At 63.1% G+C, this 17,600-nt stretch carries 19 protein-coding genes; 7 read left to right on the top strand and 12 right to left on the bottom strand.

The genetic code is table 11. The annotated features are described in order from the left end of the window. Positions 1–1,057, top strand: a 1,057-nt coding sequence (locus tag CQ12_RS04880) for a serine hydrolase domain-containing protein (RefSeq protein ID WP_245309735.1), incomplete at its 5' end; no start/stop codon positions are given. 119 nt (positions 1,058–1,176) lie between these two features. On the opposite strand, the gene CQ12_RS04875 is transcribed toward CQ12_RS04880, so the two are convergent. Both CQ12_RS04875 and CQ12_RS04870 read right to left on the bottom strand, forming a co-directional pair. Continuing rightward, entirely contained in the window at positions 1,177–1,944 is a 768-nt protein-coding gene (locus CQ12_RS04875; protein ID WP_057834302.1) for an SDR family NAD(P)-dependent oxidoreductase, read from the bottom strand. Positions 1,945–2,032: 88 nt separating this feature from the next. Beyond that, entirely contained in the window at positions 2,033–2,737 is a 705-nt protein-coding gene (locus CQ12_RS04870; protein WP_057834226.1) for a histidine phosphatase family protein, read from the bottom strand. Between the two features lie 138 nt (positions 2,738–2,875). Here CQ12_RS04870 and CQ12_RS04865 point away from each other — a divergent pair, with 138 nt between their 5' ends. Beyond that, entirely contained in the window at positions 2,876–3,661 is a 786-nt protein-coding gene (locus tag CQ12_RS04865; protein WP_057834225.1) for an SDR family NAD(P)-dependent oxidoreductase, read from the top strand. 101 nt (positions 3,662–3,762) lie between these two features. On the opposite strand, the gene CQ12_RS04860 is transcribed toward CQ12_RS04865, so the two are convergent. The 3 genes from CQ12_RS04860 to CQ12_RS04850 all read right to left on the bottom strand — a co-directional run bounded on the left by CQ12_RS04860 (position 3,763) and on the right by CQ12_RS04850 (position 7,152). After that, entirely contained in the window at positions 3,763–4,674 is a 912-nt protein-coding gene (locus tag CQ12_RS04860; protein WP_057834224.1) for a DMT family transporter, read from the bottom strand. 131 nt (positions 4,675–4,805) lie between these two features. After that, positions 4,806–5,864: a phosphotransferase family protein gene (locus tag CQ12_RS04855; protein WP_057834223.1), complete on the bottom strand. Its 1,059-nt coding sequence runs from the start codon at positions 5,862–5,864 to the stop codon at positions 4,806–4,808. 55 nt (positions 5,865–5,919) lie between these two features. After that, positions 5,920–7,152, bottom strand: coding sequence for an acyl-CoA dehydrogenase family protein (locus tag CQ12_RS04850; RefSeq protein ID WP_057834222.1), 1,233 nt, complete (start codon positions 7,150–7,152; stop codon positions 5,920–5,922). Between the two features lie 201 nt (positions 7,153–7,353). Here CQ12_RS04850 and CQ12_RS04845 point away from each other — a divergent pair, with 201 nt between their 5' ends. Next, entirely contained in the window at positions 7,354–8,046 is a 693-nt protein-coding gene (locus CQ12_RS04845; protein WP_057834221.1) for a TetR/AcrR family transcriptional regulator, read from the top strand. Between the two features lie 96 nt (positions 8,047–8,142). Here CQ12_RS04845 and CQ12_RS46010 read toward each other — a convergent pair whose 3' ends face one another. Beyond that, positions 8,143–8,493, bottom strand: a complete 351-nt coding sequence (locus tag CQ12_RS46010; protein ID WP_245309734.1) for a C40 family peptidase — start codon at positions 8,491–8,493, stop codon at positions 8,143–8,145. A gap of 201 nt (positions 8,494–8,694) precedes the next feature. On the opposite strand from CQ12_RS46010, the gene CQ12_RS04835 reads away from it, so the two are divergent. Continuing rightward, the gene (locus tag CQ12_RS04835) at positions 8,695–9,285 is read left to right on the top strand and encodes a cysteine hydrolase family protein (protein ID WP_057834220.1); all 591 of its coding nucleotides are present in this window, start codon (positions 8,695–8,697) and stop codon (positions 9,283–9,285) included. Positions 9,286–9,356: 71 nt separating this feature from the next. Next, complete coding sequence (locus CQ12_RS04830) at positions 9,357–10,433, top strand: flavodoxin family protein (RefSeq protein WP_057834219.1); 1,077 nt, start codon at positions 9,357–9,359, stop codon at positions 10,431–10,433. An 88-nt stretch (positions 10,434–10,521) separates the two neighbouring features. Here the strand turns inward: CQ12_RS04830 and CQ12_RS04825 are convergent, their stop codons facing one another. The 6 genes from CQ12_RS04825 to CQ12_RS04800 form a co-directional block, all read right to left on the bottom strand. Then, complete coding sequence (locus CQ12_RS04825) at positions 10,522–10,791, bottom strand: hypothetical protein (protein ID WP_057834300.1); 270 nt, start codon at positions 10,789–10,791, stop codon at positions 10,522–10,524. 96 nt (positions 10,792–10,887) lie between these two features. Further along, a complete protein-coding gene (locus tag CQ12_RS04820) occupies positions 10,888–11,739 on the bottom strand; it encodes a 3-hydroxybutyryl-CoA dehydrogenase (protein WP_057834218.1) in 852 nt (283 codons plus the stop codon). Between the two features lie 165 nt (positions 11,740–11,904). After that, positions 11,905–13,290 (bottom strand): glutathione-disulfide reductase, encoded by a 1,386-nt coding sequence (gene gor / locus CQ12_RS04815; RefSeq protein WP_057834217.1) that lies wholly within the window; start codon positions 13,288–13,290, stop codon positions 11,905–11,907. 40 nt (positions 13,291–13,330) lie between these two features. Continuing rightward, positions 13,331–13,876, bottom strand: coding sequence for a DUF2059 domain-containing protein (locus tag CQ12_RS04810; RefSeq protein WP_057834216.1), 546 nt, complete (start codon positions 13,874–13,876; stop codon positions 13,331–13,333). A 24-nt stretch (positions 13,877–13,900) separates the two neighbouring features. Continuing rightward, positions 13,901–14,593: a ribose-5-phosphate isomerase RpiA gene (rpiA, locus tag CQ12_RS04805; protein WP_057834215.1), complete on the bottom strand. Its 693-nt coding sequence runs from the start codon at positions 14,591–14,593 to the stop codon at positions 13,901–13,903. Between the two features lie 101 nt (positions 14,594–14,694). Next, entirely contained in the window at positions 14,695–15,531 is an 837-nt protein-coding gene (locus tag CQ12_RS04800) for an SDR family NAD(P)-dependent oxidoreductase (RefSeq protein ID WP_057834214.1), read from the bottom strand. A 64-nt stretch (positions 15,532–15,595) separates the two neighbouring features. Between CQ12_RS04800 and CQ12_RS04795 the strand changes: the two genes are divergently transcribed. Beyond that, positions 15,596–16,282: an HAD hydrolase-like protein gene (locus CQ12_RS04795; protein ID WP_057834213.1), complete on the top strand. Its 687-nt coding sequence runs from the start codon at positions 15,596–15,598 to the stop codon at positions 16,280–16,282. Between the two features lie 272 nt (positions 16,283–16,554). Then, positions 16,555–17,583 carry a GTP 3',8-cyclase MoaA gene (moaA, locus tag CQ12_RS04790; RefSeq protein ID WP_057834212.1) on the top strand — a complete coding sequence of 343 codons (1,029 nt, stop codon included), beginning with the start codon at positions 16,555–16,557 and terminating at the stop codon, positions 17,581–17,583. Positions 17,584–17,600 lie beyond the last annotated feature (17 nt).

Below are 17,600 nucleotides of genomic sequence, written 5' to 3'. Positions count from 1 at the left end.
GGCGCGGCGGGGCCAGATCGGCTGGTTCGATGCGATCGGCCGGCAGGGCCCGGCGGCAGCCACGCCGATGGCTCATGACAGCATCTTTCGCATCTTCTCGATGACCAAGCCGATCGTCTCGGTCGGCATCATGATGCTGGTCGAGGACGGCCACTTCATCCTCGGCGACCCCGTCGCCAAGTTCATTCCGGAGTTTGCGGGCCAGAAGGTCGGCGTCGACAACAACGGCAGGCTCGACCTGGTTCCCGTGAAGCGGCAGATGACGGTTCAGGACCTGCTCCGGCACACCTCGGGCCTGACCTACGACCACACCGGCAATGGTCTCGTGCAGCAACTCTACCAGCAGTCGCGGCTGCGCAGCCGCAAGATCACCAATGCCGAGCACGCGACCATGATCGCCGGCATGCCGCTGGTCTGCCAGCCGGGCGCGGAATGGAATTACAGCCGCTCGACCGACGTTCTCGGCCGCATCATCGAGGTCGTCTCCGGCAAGTCGCTCGGCGCGTTCCTGACCGAGCGCATCCTGGCGCCGCTGCAGATGGCCGAGACCGCGTTCCATACGCCGGAAGGCAACGCCGGCCGTCTCGCCGAGCCGTTTGCGATCGATCCCTGGAATGGCGACAAGGTGCAACTCTTCAACATGCTGGAGAAGCCCGCGATGGAATCCGGCGGCGGCGGGCTGGTCTCGACCACGATGGATTATGCGCGGTTCTGCCAGATGCTGCTCAATGGCGGCGCGCTCGACGGCAACAGGATCATCGGCCGCAAGACGCTGGAGCTGATGGCCTCAGATCATCTCACCGCCGGCGTGAAGGTCTGTTCGCCGCTGATGCCGCCCGGCCATGGTTTCGGCCTCGGCTTCGCGGTCCGTACGCACAGGGGCATTGCGCCGTTCCCGGGCTCGCTTGGCCAGTTCTTCTGGAGCGGCATGGCCGGCACGTTCTTCTTCATCGATCCTGCGGAAGACCTGTTCACGGTATTCATGATGCAGGGCCCCGGCCAGCGCGAATACATCCGCAACCTGCTGCGGGATCTGGTTTACGCGGCGGTGGAGTGAGGCACAGCGTCATTCCGGGGCAGCCCGAAAGGGCTGAACTCCGGTGCGCACTTGCGCACCAGAGAATCTCGAGATTCCGGGTTCGATGCTTCGCATCGCCCCGGAATGACGTGCCAACCTCAACTAATCGTAGCGCCGCCGTCGATCACGATGGTCTGGCCGGTCATGAAGTCGCCGGCCTTCGATCCCATCAGCACCGCAGCGCCCGCGATCTCGTCGGGCACGCCGATGCGCAATAGCGGCGAACGCGCGGTGGAGGCCTTCAGCGTCTCCGGATTGTCCCACAGCGCTTTCGCGAAATCGGTCTTGATCAAACCAGGCGCGATGCAGTTCACGCGGATGTTGTGCTTGCCGTATTCGCAGGCGAGATTGCGCGCCAGCTGCATGTCGGCCGCCTTCGATATCGCGTAGGCGCCGAGCACGGTCGAGCCCTTGAGACCGCCGATCGAGGACACGATCACGATCGAGCCGTCCTTGCGCTCGATCATCTGCGGCACCACCATGTTGATCAGCCAATTGTTGGCGACGATGTTATTGTCCAAGATTTTTCGGAACTGGTCGTCGGAAATGCCGCCGAGCGGACCGTAATAGGGATTGGACGCGGCGTTGCAGACCAGCACGTCGATCTTGCCGAAGGCGCGATTGGATTCGTCGACGAGGTTCTGCAAATTTTCCTTGTTCGAGATGTTCGCGGCGATCGCAACCGCCGTCCCCTTGCCGAACTTCTCGTTGACCTCCTTGGTAACCTGATCGCAGACGTCCTGCTTGCGCGAGGAGATCACGACCTTGGCGCCGTGCTCGGCCATGCGCTCGGCGATGGCACGGCCGATGCCGCGTGTGGAGCCGGTGATGACGGCGACTTTCCCGGTCATATCGAACAAGCTCATGTCTCTCTCCCGAAGGTTGATCCGGCGCGATGCCGGCTTCATCTTGAATTCGAACTAAGCAGCGTTTGCAGTTTTCGACAACCGAGCATCAGGCGAGTTTCGGCGGCTCGATCTCGGGCCCGGCCGGCTGATGCATCGCGTTGTGCGAAGCGTCCGCGATCCAGGGCTGCTGGTTGACCATCGGCAGCCGCCAGCCGGTGTAATTGGCGCCTGAGAGATGGTCGAGCCGCGTCACCGAGCAATTGTCGATATCGAAGGCGAGGCCTTTATCCGGCTGACCGCCGAGTGCAAGCGCGACAGCGGCCCTGATCGTGCCGCCATGCGCGACGACGATGACATCCCTGCCCATCTGTTCGGCATTGATGCGTTCGATGGCGGCGCAGACGCGGTTATAGAGGTCCATAAAACTCTCGCCGCCGGGCGCGGGTTCATCGATACCGGTAAGCCAGTGACTGCCGGCCGGCAGACTCGCGTAAAATGCCGCGCGATTCATGCCCTGCAGCTCGCCAAGATGCTGCTCCGCGAACGCGTTCACATGCGGCATATCTGACGGCTTGGGAAAACCGGCGGCCCAGATGGCATCGGCCGTCTGGTGCGTACGCTTCAGATTGCTTGCATACCAGACTGCATTGCGCGGCAGGATCTTTCCGACGGCCTCGAACACGACGCGGTCGCTGGTGTCGCAGTTGAGATCCTTCTGTCCGTAAATGCGGCCCTCATCCTCGCGGACCGGCGCGTGGCGAATCCACCACCATCGCGTGGTGACTATCAACGGTTTGCCTGCATTGGACATCGCCAAGACCCTTCAATACTGTTCGTTGTCGCTGTACGTCAGAGCAGTCACCGTCTCAAGCGAATCTGACGTTTGAAATCTTGTTTGAATTCCGCAAGGCGGCAGACGCCTAAGCGCATAGCTATCAGGGAGAGACTCATGGGCCGCCTCGAAGGCAAATCCGTCGTCATTACAGGTGCTGGCAGCGGCATCGGGCGCGCAGCATCGGTGCTGTTCTCGCGGGAAGGCGCCAAGCTCATCATCGTCGACAAGACCGAGGGTGTGAAGGAGACCGTCAAACTGGTCAGCGATGCCGGCGGCACGGTCGAAGCCGTGATGGCCGATGCCGGTTTGGAAGCCGACGTGAAGGCGTTCATCGACAAGGCGGTCGCCAAATATGGCAGGCTCGATGCCATCTGGGCCAATGCCGGCGTCAGCGGCGGGCTGGTGCCACTGGCCGATCAGACTGTCGAACATTGGCAGGAAGTATTGCGCGTCAATCTGATCGGGCCGTTCCTCGCGATCAAGCATTCGATGCCGCACATGATCAAGCAGAAGTCCGGCTCGATCGTCTGCACGGCCTCGGTGGCGGGCCTGAAGGCCGGCGCCAGCGGTCACCCTTACGGCGCCAGCAAGGCCGGCGTCATCAGCCTGGTGCAGACCACCGCCTACTCGCTGTCCGGCACCGGCGTGCGCATCAACGCGATCTGTCCCGGCCTGATCGAGACCGGCATGACCAAGCCGACGTTCGATCGCGCCAAGGAGCGCGGCACCCAAGACAAGATCGGCCAACTCAATCCGCTGAAGCGCGCCGGTCAGCCGCACGAGCTCGCGGCGATGGGGCTGTTCCTCGCCAGCGACGAGGCGTCCTACGTCAACGGCCAGGCGATCCCGGTCGACGGCGGCCTCACCGCGTCGATGCCGTATACGGGCAGGCCGGTCTAACTCGTCATTGCGAGGAGCGTTAGCGACGAAGCAATCCATGTCTCGGCAAGTGGCGCGATGGATTGCTTCGCTTCGCTCGCAATGACGGATGCCATGGCATCTCACAACCCGTCGGGCGGCAGGCCGGATGATTCCGCCGCCAGCGCGCGGTGGCGGATGCGCTCGCGGTAGAAGGCGTAGAGGCCGGAGGCAACGATGATCGCGGCGCCCGTCACCATCATCGCGTCGGGCACCTCGCCGAATATGAGATAGCCGAGCAGCATCGCCCACAGCAGCGCGGAATAGCGGAACGGCGCCACCGCCGAGATGTCGCCCGAGCGCAGCGCCGAGATGATGCATTGATAGCCGATCAGCAGCAGCACGGCGGCGAGCGCCTGCAGGCCGAGCGCGCCGGCGGATGGCGGCGTCCAGCCACCGAGCGGAACGAGAATGACGCCGCCTGCGGTCGTCACCGTCACGGTGGTCAGCAAGGTAATGAACAGCGACGGAATCTTGGCGGGAATCTTCCGGGTTGCGAGATCGCGCAGCGCGCAGAACGCGACCGACACCAGCGCGAACAGCGAGTACTGGCTGAAGCCGGCCAGCCCCGGCCGCACGATGATGAGCACGCCGATGAAGCCTGCGGCGATTGCCGACCAGCGCCGCCAGCCGACCGGCTCGCGGAAGATCACGGCAGCACCGAGCGTGATCGCAAGCGGCAGCGCCTGGAAGATCGCCGAAGTGTTGGCGAGCGGCAGATGCGCGAGCGCCGCCATGAACGTGATGGTGCCGCCGATCTCGCCGAATACCCTGAGCGCCACCGGCTTTACCATCAGCGTGCGCAGCGGACGCAGTGCGCCCTGCTGCCAGGCGAATGCCGCGACCAGCACGATCGCAAACAGCCCGCGCACCAGGATCACCTGGCCGAAGTTCATCTCGGACGACACCACCTTGGTGATGGAGTCGTTCGTGGTGAACGCCGCCATGGACACCGCCATGAGCAGGCTGCCGCGAATATTCGGGGAGAGTGCCAAGGAAGCTAACGGCTAAACTGGAGCATGATCCGGAAAAGTGTGTAGCGGTTTTCCGAAGAGATCATGCTCAAACAAAAAGATAACGCGGGATGACGCGTCGAAGAAAAGTCATCCCGCTTTGACGGCGCGAATTAGGTCGCGCCGGCCTTCTGAGCGTATTCCCAGGAAGATTTCGACAGCGGCACGGTGCGCGCCGCCGACTCCAGCGCCTTGGCATTGGCCGCGGTGCCGTCGCGGATACGTCCGGCGATACCCTGCGTGATGCCCGCGAGGCGGAACATGTTGTAGGCGAAGTACCAGTTGAGGTCGGGCACTTCCATGCCGGTGACGTCGCAGTAGATCTGCGCCGCCTCCTCCACGCTCGGAATATTCAACGCCTTGAGATCGGCGTTGGCCAGCCCCGGCATGGTCCACTGCATCAATAGATAGGTGAAGTCGGCCATGGGATCGCCGAGCGTCGACAATTCCCAGTCCAGCACCGCCTGCACGCGCGGTTCCGTCGCATGGAAAATCATGTTGTCGAGGCGGTAGTCGCCATGGACGATCGAGACGCGCTTCTGCTCCGGCACGGTTCGCGGCAGCCATTCGGCCACCTTCTCGAATTCCGGAATGTGCTGCGTCTCCGAGGCACGGTATTGCTTGGTCCAGCGGTCGATCTGGCGGGCGAAATAATTGCCCGGCTTGCCGAAATCGCCGAGGCCGATCGTTTCCGGATTGAAGACGTGGAGTTTCGCCAGCGTCTCGATCTTGCTGGTGAAGATTTTTCGGCGCGCATCCGGCGTCTGGCTCGGCAGCGTCGGATCCCAGAACACCCGCCCCTCTTCCATCGACATGATGTAGAAGGCGGCGCCGATCACGGCGTCGTCGGTGCACAGCGCATAGGCCTTTGCGACCGGAAAGCCCTGCTTGCCGAGCGCCGCGATGACGCGGAACTCGCGGTCGACCGCATGCGCCGACGGCAGCAATTTACCGAACGGCTTTCGGCGCATCACATAGGATCGGCCGGGCGTTTCCAGCTTGTAGGTCGGATTGGACTGGCCGCCCTTGAATTGCAGGACGGTCAGCGGCCCCTGAAAACCATCGACATGCTCGCGCATCCACGCATCGAGGCTTGCCTCGTTGATGCGATGACGCTCCTCGACTTCCTTGGTGCCCGAGAACTCTTCGTCTTTCCTGACGCCGTCCGCCACGATGACGCTCCCTTAATTCTTCTTGGACTTGGGGAGCGCCATCTTGACGTTCCCGTTAGTGCGTAGAGTTTGCATACTTCCGAAGTTCAAGTCTGGCAATGGCGCGGTTATGCACCTCGTCCGGACCATCCGCCAGGCGCATGGTGCGCATGGAAGCATAGTCCCGCGCAAGCCCTGCATCGTCGGAAACACCGGCGCCGCCATAGGCCTGAATCGCGTTGTCGATGATCTTCAGCGCCATGTTCGGCGCCGACACCTTGATCATGGCAATTTCAAGCTGCGCGGTCTTGTTGCCGACCTTGTCCATCATGTCGGCGGCCTTGAGGCACAGCAGGCGGTTCATCTCGATATCGGTGCGGGCTTCGGCGATGCGCTGTTCCCAGACCGAATGCTCGATGATCTTCTTGCCGAAGGCGGTGCGCGAGGACAGCCGCTTCACCATCTTCGCCAGCGCCTCCTCGGCCTTGCCGATGGTGCGCATGCAGTGATGGATGCGGCCCGGACCGAGGCGGCCCTGCGCGATTTCAAAGCCGCGGCCCTCGCCGAGCAGGATGTTCGCCTTGGGAACGCGGACGTTCTCCAAAAGCACCTGGGCGTGGCCATGCGGCGCGTCGTCGAAACCGAACACCGGCAGCATTTTCTCGACCTTGATGCCGGGCGTGTCGAGCGGAACCAGGACTTGCGACTGCTGCTGATGCTTGGCCAACGTCGGATCGGTCTTGCCCATCAGGATCGCGATCTTGCAGCGGGGATCGCCGACGCCGGACGACCACCATTTGCGGCCGTTGATGACGTAGTGATCGCCGTCGCTCTCGATGCGCGTTTCGATATTGGTGGCGTCCGAGGATGCAACCGCGGGCTCGGTCATCAGGAAGGCGGAGCGGATTTCGCCGTCCATCAGCGGACGCAGCCATTTGCGCTTCTGCTCCTTGGTACCGTAGCGCATGAACACTTCCATGTTGCCGGTATCGGGTGCGGAGCAGTTGAACACTTCCGAAGCCCAGCCGATGTGGCCCATCTCTTCGGCGAGCAGCGCGTATTCCAGGTTGGTCAATCCCGCACCGCGGAATTCGTCGTCCTCATGCGCGTTCGGCGGCATGAACATGTTCCAGAGACCTTCGGCCCGCGCCTTCTTCTTCAGGTCTTCGAGGATCGGGATCACCTTCCAGCGCGGCCCCTCCTCGTCCTGCTGCCTGTAAATCGGCACCGCCGGACGGACATGCGCGTCCATGAACGCGCGAACGCGGTTCAGCCATTCCTTTTGCTTTTCGGACATATCGAAGTTCATGGGACGCTCCTCGCCTTCAGCTTTTGAAAAGGTTGGGCCGCACTGTCTGCCCGCTACCCATGGCCCGCAAGCCATTTTGCGAATCTGACAGCCCGGCTGACCGGAGATGAGACACGCTCGCAGACGGTTGACATTTCCGGCCCTTCAAACGATAGTTTCATACAAGTGTTTGAATTGCAACTCCGCAAACGGGGACCTGATATGTCGAGCGATCGGACCCGGTCTGCCATTCTCGCCGCCGCTGAACGGCTTTATGCCGATCGCGGCTTCGGCGACGTGACGTTGCGCGACATCGTCGCGGAAGCGAACGTCAATCTCGCCGCGGTGAATTATCATTTCGGCTCCAAGGACGAATTGATCGCAGAATTGTTCGTCACCCGCAGTCTCGCCACCAACCGCGAGCGGCTCAACGAATTGAAGGCGGCCGAGGAAAAGGGCGGCGGCCGCGCCCCGATTGAAGCCATCTTGCACGCGCTGGTCGGCCCTACCCTGCGCGGCTGCCTCGGCCCCGACCGCGAAGGCTCGACCGCGGCACGCTTCATGATCCGCGCCTCGATTGAGTCAGTGCCGCCGATCCGTCGCATCAAGAACCGCGAAGTCGATCACTTGCGGAAATTTATCGCCGCGATGCGCCGTGCGATGCCCGGCCGCGACGACGCCGACCTCTATTGGGGCCTGCATTTTGCGCTCGCGATGTCGCATCACACCATCAGGGAAAAAGAACGGCTTGCGAAATTGTCGGAAGGGCAATGCGACCTCAACGACGTCGATGCCATCGTCGAACGCGTGGTGTCGGTCTCGGTGATGGCGCTGACGGGCGGCGAAGCGCCTACGAAGAAAGCGCCCGGCAAAGTGGCGGCGTCACACGGCAGATTGACCCGGCAAGACCTCTGAGTTGACTTGCGAATAGCCGTAGGGTGGGCAAAGCGAAGCGTGCCCACCATCCACGACAATTATCGCGAATAGAGGGTGGGCACGTCGCTGCGCCTGCTACACACGTCTGAATGCAATCGCGCGGGCCAGCGATCGGGCGCGCGTGCGCACCGCGCCGCCGTCGTTGCCGCTGTGAACGATCCACTGGCCGTCAGGCGTTTGTCCGGTGATGATCCCGACGTGATGCCGCCAAACCACGACGACGCCGATGCCGGGGCCGCCGGCATTCATGCCTTCGCTCGCCCAGGAGCGCGCCAGCGCGAGACGGCGGTCCGGTTTGCCAAGATATTTACTGAGATAGCTGCCGCACCAGGCTCGATGGCCGTGATGCCGGTGTTGAGGGCGCGCATTTGCTTCAATGGAGAAGACGAACAGCAGAACGGAGGCGGCTGCGAGAGGCTTCAGCATCAGTTACTCCACGCTGGGGTTGGAGGTACAAACCCGCCGCCAACAGCGATCAACGTGGATGGTTCCCGCATGACTGCCATTCTTTCCTAGCTGTGAACGAGCAGAACCAAATACGGGATGGCATGACGGTCCCATTCATGACGTCCTTGAAACCAGTTCATATCTACCGAATTAGCCTCCCGATGAGGTGAGAGGCCGCACATGGCGGGAATTCGCGACGCTGCGCATCTGTGCATCGACATGCAAAACATATTCGTCAAGGGCGGCGTGTGGGAAACACCGTGGATGGAGCGGGTATTGCCGGTCATCTCGGAAATTTGCGCGCGCTACCGGGAGCGTACGGTGTTCTCGCGCTTCATCACGCCGGAGCGACCGGAAGACCGGCGCGGCCAGTGGCAGGCCTATTTCACGAGATGGCACCGCGCGACGCGCGGCAATCTCGCACCCGGCGCGCTCGACATCGTGCCCGAGCTGGCGCGCTATTCGCCGCCGGCGCTTGTCGTCGACAAACCGGCTTATTCGGCATTCTTCGGCTCTCGTCTCGGTCATCTCCTGGTCGAGCGGCACGTCAGCACGGTGGTGGTGTCGGGCGCGGAGACCGACGTCTGCGTGCTCGCCACCGTGCTCGGCGCGGTCGATCTCGGCTTCCGCGTCGTCATCGTGCAGGACGCGCTGTGCAGCTCGTCCGATGCCGGCCACGATGCGCTGATGACCATGTACCGGATGCGATTCAACGAGCAGATCGATCTGGTCAGCGCGGCGGAGCTGTTCGACATGTGGCGTCCGGGCTAGGCGCCGCGTCGGAACCTCCGCTCCGCCTCCAACGTTGAGGAATCAGCACATCGTCGCGCGAGGATCGATCCATGGCGGAGCCGGACGTTCGCAAGGGAATGCCGCCCGTAAAATTGCCGCGCGCGGAATTCGAAAAACGCTATCGCCGCCGCTTCGTCGATCCGGTCTTCCAGCCGCTGCAGCACGAGCTCGACGCCATCGTCGCCGCTGCCTGGGACGCCTATAGCGATTCGCGAAAAGCGCCGCGGACACGCAAGGCGGGCGCGGGCTTTGCCGATCCCGAGTATGAAATCTCGGTGGACTGGCTCGCCGCGCGCGAGGTCATTCTTGAGGCGCAGCGACGTCACGACGATGCGGCCGCGCCGCCGCGCATTCTCGTCATCAACGGCTCGGCGCGCAGTGAGCACACCTGCCCCGGCGAGATGTCGAAGACGTGGCGGCTGGTCAAGCTCGCCGAGCCAATGCTGGCCGGGATGGGATTTGCGGTCGACATTCTCGATCTGTCGCGGCTGACATCGGAGTACGGCCGACAGATTCATCCCTGCAAATCCTGCGTCAGTACCGCGATGCCGCTGTGCCACTGGCCCTGCAGTTGCTATCCGAACTACGCGCTCAGCCAGACCGACGACTGGATGAACGAGATTTATCCGTTGTGGGTGGCAGCGCACGGCATCCTGATCGTGACGCCGGTGAACTGGTATCACGCGCCGACGCCGCTGAAGGCGATGATGGACCGGCTGGTCTGCGCCGACGGCGGCAACCCCGATCCGACGTCCACCCATGGCAAGCATGCCGACCAGGCAAAGGCGCTCGAATTGAAGGGCTGGCCCTACCCGCGGCATCTGGCCGGCCGCCATTTCGGGCTCGTCGTGCACGGCGACAGCGCCGGCGCCGAAATGCTGCGCCGCTCGCTGTCGGACTGGCTGACCGACATGTCGCTGATCTCGGCCGGCCGCACGTCGGAAGCCGATGGCTATATCGGCTACATGGAGCCCTACGCCACCTCGCATCAGGCGCTGGATGAGGACCGCGCATTCCAGGACGAGGTGCGCAACGCCGCGCGTGCGCTTGGCAATGCGGTGAAACTGGCGCGCGCGGGGAAGTTCGAGAACCCCGGAAAGGGACTCGTCGATCCCAATCCGAAATGACTTCGTAGGATGGGTAGAGCGCAGCGAAACCCATCACATCTCTGCGCAAAGAACGATGGGTTTCGCTGCGCTCTACCCATCCTGCGCGTTACGCACTGCCGTCTACCCCACACATGGGACATCGACCGTCTGCGGCCGCGCCGAGTTGGCGGGCAAACTCTTTCCTGAGAGCAACTGCCGGCCAATTTGTGCCATCGCTCCTGACGATTTTCCTTGCGCGTTCGAAAGCATGGCTCTCGGCGGCGTCATCGCCGATACGGATGATCACATCCCAGTGGAACGGGCACGCCGCTGTGGCGCGGGTGGTCTCCAGCGCATAGCGCACGACTTCAGCAAGATCGTCGGCATTCACGGACATGGGCGCCTCCTGCCTGCGCGAGCCAGCAAGTAGGCCCCGGATGTCGCTTTCGCTCATCCGGGCTACGCGTTCCCAGCGGCACTTCCTGCCCTAAGCTCACTTCCCGTAGCTGTAAAACCCCTGCCCGGTCTTGCGGCCGAGATGGCCGGCGGCGACCATTTCCTTCAAGAGCGGCGCGGGGCGGTATTTCGGGTCGTTGAAGCCTTCGTAGAACACTTCCATCACCGACAGCATGGTGTCGAGGCCGATCATGTCGGCGAGCGCCAGCGGGCCGATCGGGTGATTGCAGCCGAGTTTCATGCCGGCGTCGAGGTCTTCCGCCGTCGCGATACCTTCCTGAAGCGCAAAGATCGCCTCGTTGATCATCGGGCACAGGATGCGGTTGACCGCGAAGCCTGGGCTGTTCTTCGCGGTGATCGCGACCTTGCCGACTTTCTTGGCAAAGGCTTCCGCCTTGGCGTGGGTATCGTCCGACGTCTGCAGGCCGCGGATCAATTCCAAGAGCGCCATCAGCGGCACCGGATTGAAGAAGTGCATGCCGATGAAGCGGTCCGGACGATCGGTCGCAGCAGCAAGCTTGGTGATCGAGATCGAGGAAGTGTTGGTCGCGAGCAGCGCCTGCGGGCGGATCTTCGTGCAGAGATCCTTCAGGATCTTGACCTTCAGCTCTTCATTCTCGGTCGCCGCCTCGATCACGAGATCGCAGGTGGAAAATTTCGTATTGTCCGTCGTCGTCGTGATCCGGGCCAGCGCGGCCTGCCGGTCGGCGTCGGTCATCTTCTGCTTGTTGACGAGGCGCTCCAGGCTGTTCGAGACGACCGACATGCCGCGGGTGAGCGCGGCGTCGGAGATGTCGGTCATGACGACGGGAAGGCCGGCGGCGGCGCACACCTGGGCGATGCCGTTACCCATGGTGCCCGCGCCTACGATACCGATTTGTTCGATCATGATGGGTAACTCCGTTTTTTGATGCTGGCTTGTACCGTTAGCAGAGGGCCAAGCCAATCGGTAGCTGCCAGCCCCGTAGGATGGGTGGAGCGAAGCGATACCCAGCATTTGCGTTGCGCGACAGTTGATGGGTATCGCTTCGCTCAACCCATCCTACGAAGATACCTACTCCGCCGCCTGCCGCACATGCCGCGCCGTCGGCGTGCGCATCGTCACCAGCTCTTCCGCCGCCGTCGGATGCAGCGCGATCGTGGCGTCGAAATCGGCCTTCGTCGCCTTCATCTTCACGGCAATGGCGACCGCCTGCACGATCTCGGCGGCGGTGTCGCCGACGATGTGACAGCCGAGCACGCGGTCGGTGGTGCCGTCGACCACGAGCTTCATCAGCACGCGGGTGTCGCGGCCGGACATCGTTGCCTTGATGGGACGGAAATCGGCCTTGTAGATATCGACATGGCTGACTTGCGCGCGCGCCTGCGCTTCGGTCAGGCCGACGGTGCCGACCTCGGGCTGCGAGAACACCGCCGTCGGAATGGTGGCGTGATCGACCTGGACCGGGCGCTTGCCGAAGACGGTGTCGGCGAAGGCGTGGCCCTCGCGGATCGCGACCGGCGTCAGGTTGAGGCGATGGGTGACGTCGCCGATCGCATAGATGTTGTCGACCGAGGTCTTCGACCATTCATCGACGGCGATGCCGCCATTGGCCGGATTGATGGCGACGCCGGCCTTTTCGAGCCCGAGATTGGCGACGTTCGGGTGGCGGCCGATCGCAAACATCACCTGGTCAGAGGCGATGCTCGAACCGCTCGACAGATGCGTGGTGAATTCCTTGCCGTGCTTGTCCACCTTGTCGATGGTGCAGCCGGTGATGATGGTGATGCCCTGCTTCTCCATTTCGGCGCGCACGTGCTTGCGGACATCCTCGTCAAATCCGCGCAAAATGTTATCGCCGCGGTAGATGACAGTGACGTCGGAGCCGAAGCCCGCAAAGATGCCGGCGAATTCCAGCGCGATATAGCCGCCGCCCTGGATCACGATGCGCTTCGGCAATTCGGTGAGATGAAATGCCTCGTTGGAGGAAATCACGTGCTCGATGCCGGGGATCTCGCGGCCGTGATTGGGCGCGCCGCCGGTCGCGATCAGGATGTATTTCGCGGTGACCGTTTCGCCGGTCAGCAGCCGCAGCGTATGGGCGTCTTCCAGCACCGCGCGGGTTTTCGCGATACGCGCGCCACTTTTCTCGACATTGGCGGCATAGATGCCTTCGAGCCGGGCGATCTCCTTGTCCTTGTTGGCGACCAGCGTCGACCAGTCGAAGGAGAATTCGGGGATGGTCCAGCCGAAACCAGCGGCGTCAGCGATTTCGTGGCGGACATGCGAGCCGAGCACGAACAGTTTTTTCGGCACGCAGCCCCGGATCACACAGGTGCCACCCATCCGGTATTCTTCGGCAACCATGACCTTGGCGCCGTAGCCGGCGGCGATGCGGGCGGCGCGCACGCCGCCCGAACCACCACCGATGACAAACAGATCGACGTCGAACTCAGCCATCTCAACTCCGCCCGAAGTCGCCTCTGGTTTGGATAGAGGATCAGATATCCTTGCCGCGCTTCTTCATCTCGGCGCGGAACTGGCCGTTGATGGTTTCGGCAAAGGCCTGCGCCCACTGGTTCATGTAGGACATGCTGAACTGGATCGCACGGGGCTCGCTGGCCAGCAGCTTCTGGCCGAGCGGCGACTTGTAGAAGGTGACGAGATCCTTCAGCTCCTGCTCGGTGAACTCGTTGGCGTAGACTTGCGCCATGCCGTCGCCGATTTCCTTTTCGCGGCCGGCGAGATTCTTGGCGACGATTTCGGCGACCTCGTTGAGATCCTTCTGGTAGTTCAGATTGCTCTGCAACAGCACGTTCTTGGTCTGCTGGACCAGGTTGGGAACGGCGTTGGCGTACATCGCGCTCGCGTTCTTCATCGCCAGGATTTCCTTGGCGGCGGCGATCGCACCCGGTGAGCCGGGCTTGAGCTGCGTGGTCGCAGGCGCCGCAGGGGCGTTCTTCTGCTGCGCACCGGCCGGAACGGCGGCCAGCGCGAGCCCCACTGCAAGGCCGGTCGCCGACAAAATCCGTGAAAGGCTCTTCATTCCTATTCTCCTCGATTTCCGGCGTTACCGCCGCTCAACTACGCGAATTCCCTGGGCACCTGCCAGGACGGCGGTGCTGGCCAGGCCAATGAACAACCCATGTTCGACGACACCCGGGATCAGGCTCAACAGGCCCGCCAGACGCGGCGCATCGGCAATGCGCCCGAGATGGGCATCGACAATCCAGTGGCCGCCATCGGTGACAAAAACGTGGCCGTCCTTGCCCTTGCGGAGCCCCATTTGCCCGGAAACGCCGCTTTGGGCAAATGCCGCGGCCATGGCCCGCTGGGTTGCGGCCAGCCCGAACGGGATCACCTCGACAGGTAGAGGGAAACGGCCGAGGACATCGACCCATTTGGTATCGTCGGCAATCACGATCATGCGATCCGAGGCCGCCGCCACGATCTTCTCCCGCAACAGCGCGCCACCGCCGCCCTTGATCAGGTTGAGCGCGGAATCGAGTTCGTCGGCGCCGTCGACGGTGAGATCGAGCCGGTCGACTTCGTCGAGCGTGGTCAGGGGAATTTTGCAGGCTTCGGCCTGGGCGCGGGTCGCTTCCGAGGTCGGCACGCCGACCACGCGCAACCCACCGGCCACGCGCTGACCGAGCAATTCGACAAAATGCTTGGCGGTCGAGCCGGTGCCGAGTCCGAGCTTCATGCCGTCCTGCACCTGCTCCAGCGCCTGCGCCGCCGCCTGCCGCTTAAGTCCGTCCATATCCACGTTGACGATGCTCCCAGGAATCCGCCGATCCGCGGGCGCATGTCTAGCGTCGTTTTACCGGCAGGAACAGCGTCTAAAGTCTTGCGTGAGAAGGATTATGGGGGTGAAACCCGATCCATTGCGGCCAAAATGGCGGCGAAACGCGGCTCGACCTCGGCCCGGCTTTCGGGATGGGTAAAAATGTAGAGGTCATCTTGGCGGATCGCGGCGAGCACACGCGCGGCAACCGCGTCGGGCTCAAGTCCGGCGTCGATATTCCGGGCAAGGTCGGCGACCAGGGCCGCTGCCGGACTGGCGGGATCGAGCGGTTGCGTCGGGCCGTAACGCTCTTGTCGATTGCGTCCACTCTCGCCGATGCGGGTGCGCACATAGCTTGGACATAATACGCTGACGCCGATGCCGTGCGGCTTGAGCTGATGGCTCAGCCCTTCCGACATGCTCACCACGGCAAATTTGCTCGCGCCATAGGGACTGAATCCCAATCCGGTCTGCATCCCCGCCATCGAGGCGGTGTTGACGATATGGCCGCCTTCGCCATGCGCGCGGATGTGCGGCAGAAAGCTCTTGATGCCGTGAACCACGCCCATCAGGTTGACGTCGATCACCCAGCGCCAATTGTCGAGCGAGATATGGTCGATGCCGCCGCCCGCGGCGACGCCGGCATTGTTGCAGACCACGTGCACCTTGCCGAAGGCGTCGAATGCGGCCTGAGCGGCGCGTTCCACACTCGCGGCATCGGCGACATCGCAGATGATGCCGCTGACATCCGGCGAGATTTCCCGCAAGCCTTTGACGGCGGCCTGCAGCGCATCCGCTTCGATATCGGCCAGCATCACCTTCATGCCGGCTCGCGCAAAGGCGCGGCCGAGCGCCAGTCCGATTCCACCGGCCCCACCGGTCACAAAGGCGGTCTTGCCCACAAGCTCGCGCATGTCGTCCTCCCGGATTTCAGGTTCCCTACTTGCATGATGCCTTGCCTGCCGCTAGCGAATTCCCATGACCTTTCCCCGCACCGTTGTCTTCGACCTCGACGGCACCCTTGTCGACACCGCCCCCGACCTGATTGCCGCGCTCAATTTCGTGCTGGCGCGCGAAGGCCTGCCGCCCATCCCCATGAAATCCGCGCGCAACATGATCGGCGCCGGTGCGCGCAAGCTGATCGAGCGCGGGCTCGAGGTGGACGGCCGCGTCGCAAGCGTCGAAGACGTCAACCGGCTGACGAAGGATTTCATCGACTATTACGCCGACCATATCGCCGACGCCTCGCGGCCCTTCGAGGGGCTGGAGACCGCCCTCGACGACCTCGCGGCGCAGGGTTGCCGCTTTGCGGTCTGCACCAACAAGCTGGAATGGCTGTCGAAACGGCTGCTTGACCAACTGGGCCTGAGCGGACGGTTTGCCGCGATCTGCGGCGCCGATACGTTCGGTGTCTCCAAGCCCGACCCCATCATCCTGCAACAGACGGTGGCGCGGGCCGGCGGGGATATCGGCGCGACCATCATGGTCGGCGATGCCGGACCTGACGTCGGCGTCGCCAGGCGGGCCGGCGTTCCCGTAATCGGGGTCGAATTCGGCTACACCGATGTGCCCATCGCCGAGCTCAAGCCTGACCGGCTGATCGGGCATATGCGGGAGCTGCCGGCTGCGGTGGACGGGCTGAGAAAAGCCGTATCGCAGGCCTAGCTGGCTGATTTCATTGCATTTATTGGATCCCTACTTGCCGGCATTTGATCCGCAGTTCCGGCGATTTCGCCTGGCCTGCGACGAACAACATCGAGCCGAGCCCGGTATTCGCGGAACTGAAACCGGCCGCGGCGCCGGCGGCCGGATCGGCCTTCCCAGGCCCGACCCCTACCCAGCGCAGCCCGCGTGCTGATGTGGATTGTAGCCGCCGTACAAGCTGCCTAGATTATGCTAGCGAACCAACAGGCTAGCTCCTTTACAAGGCAGTTTGAATGAACGGCTCCCCGTCAACCGATCAGCTGACACGCCCGATGGTCGATCCCTTCGGCCGGACCATCCGGTATCTGCGCGTGTCGGTGACGGATCGCTGCGATCTGCGCTGCTTCTACTGCATGTCCGAGGACATGACCTTCCTGCCGAAAAAGGACCTGCTGACGCTGGAGGAACTCGACCGGCTGTGTTCCGCCTTCATTGCCAAGGGCGTGCGCAAGATCCGCCTCACCGGCGGCGAGCCGCTGGTCCGGCGCAACGTCATGACGCTGGTGCGCTCGCTGTCGCGCCATCTCGGCACTGGCGCGCTCGATGAACTGACGCTGACCACCAATGGTTCGCAACTGGCGCGCTTCGCCGGCGAATTGCGCGACTGCGGCATCCGCCGCGTTAACGTCTCGCTCGATACGCTCGATGCGCAGAAGTTCCGCGCCATCACCCGCTGGGGCGATCTCGACAAGGTTCTGGCCGGCATCGAGGCCGCACGGGACGCGGGCCTTGCGGTCAAGATCAACGCGGTGGCGCTGAAGAACATGAACGAGGAGGAAATCCCCTCGCTGATGGAATGGGCGCACGGCAAGGGCATGGCGCTGACGCTGATCGAAGTCATGCCGATGGGCGAGATCGGCGAAGGCCGCATCGACCAATATGTGCCGCTGTCGTTGTTGCGCGCGCGGCTGGCGCAGCACTACACGCTCACCGACCTCGACGAAAATACCGGCGGCCCCGCCCGCTATGTCCGCGTCGCCGAGACCGGCGGCAAGCTCGGCTTCATCACGCCGATGACCCATAATTTCTGCGAGTCCTGTAACCGGGTACGGATCACCTGCACCGGCACGCTGCACACCTGCCTCGGCCATGAGGATGCCTCCGATTTGCGCAAACCGTTGCGGGCCTCCGCCGACGACGATCTGCTGTCCGCGGCGATCGATCGCGCCATCGGGCTGAAGCCGAAGGGCCACGACTTCATCATCGACCGCCGGCATAACCGGCCGAGCGTCTCGCGCCACATGAGCGTGACCGGCGGCTAAGTCTGCCGGTTAACTTA

It is taken from the genome of Bradyrhizobium jicamae (assembly GCF_001440395.1).
GTDB classification, from domain to species: Bacteria; Pseudomonadota; Alphaproteobacteria; order Rhizobiales; family Xanthobacteraceae; genus Bradyrhizobium; species Bradyrhizobium jicamae.
This window is presented reverse-complemented; position numbering and strand designations above follow the sequence as displayed.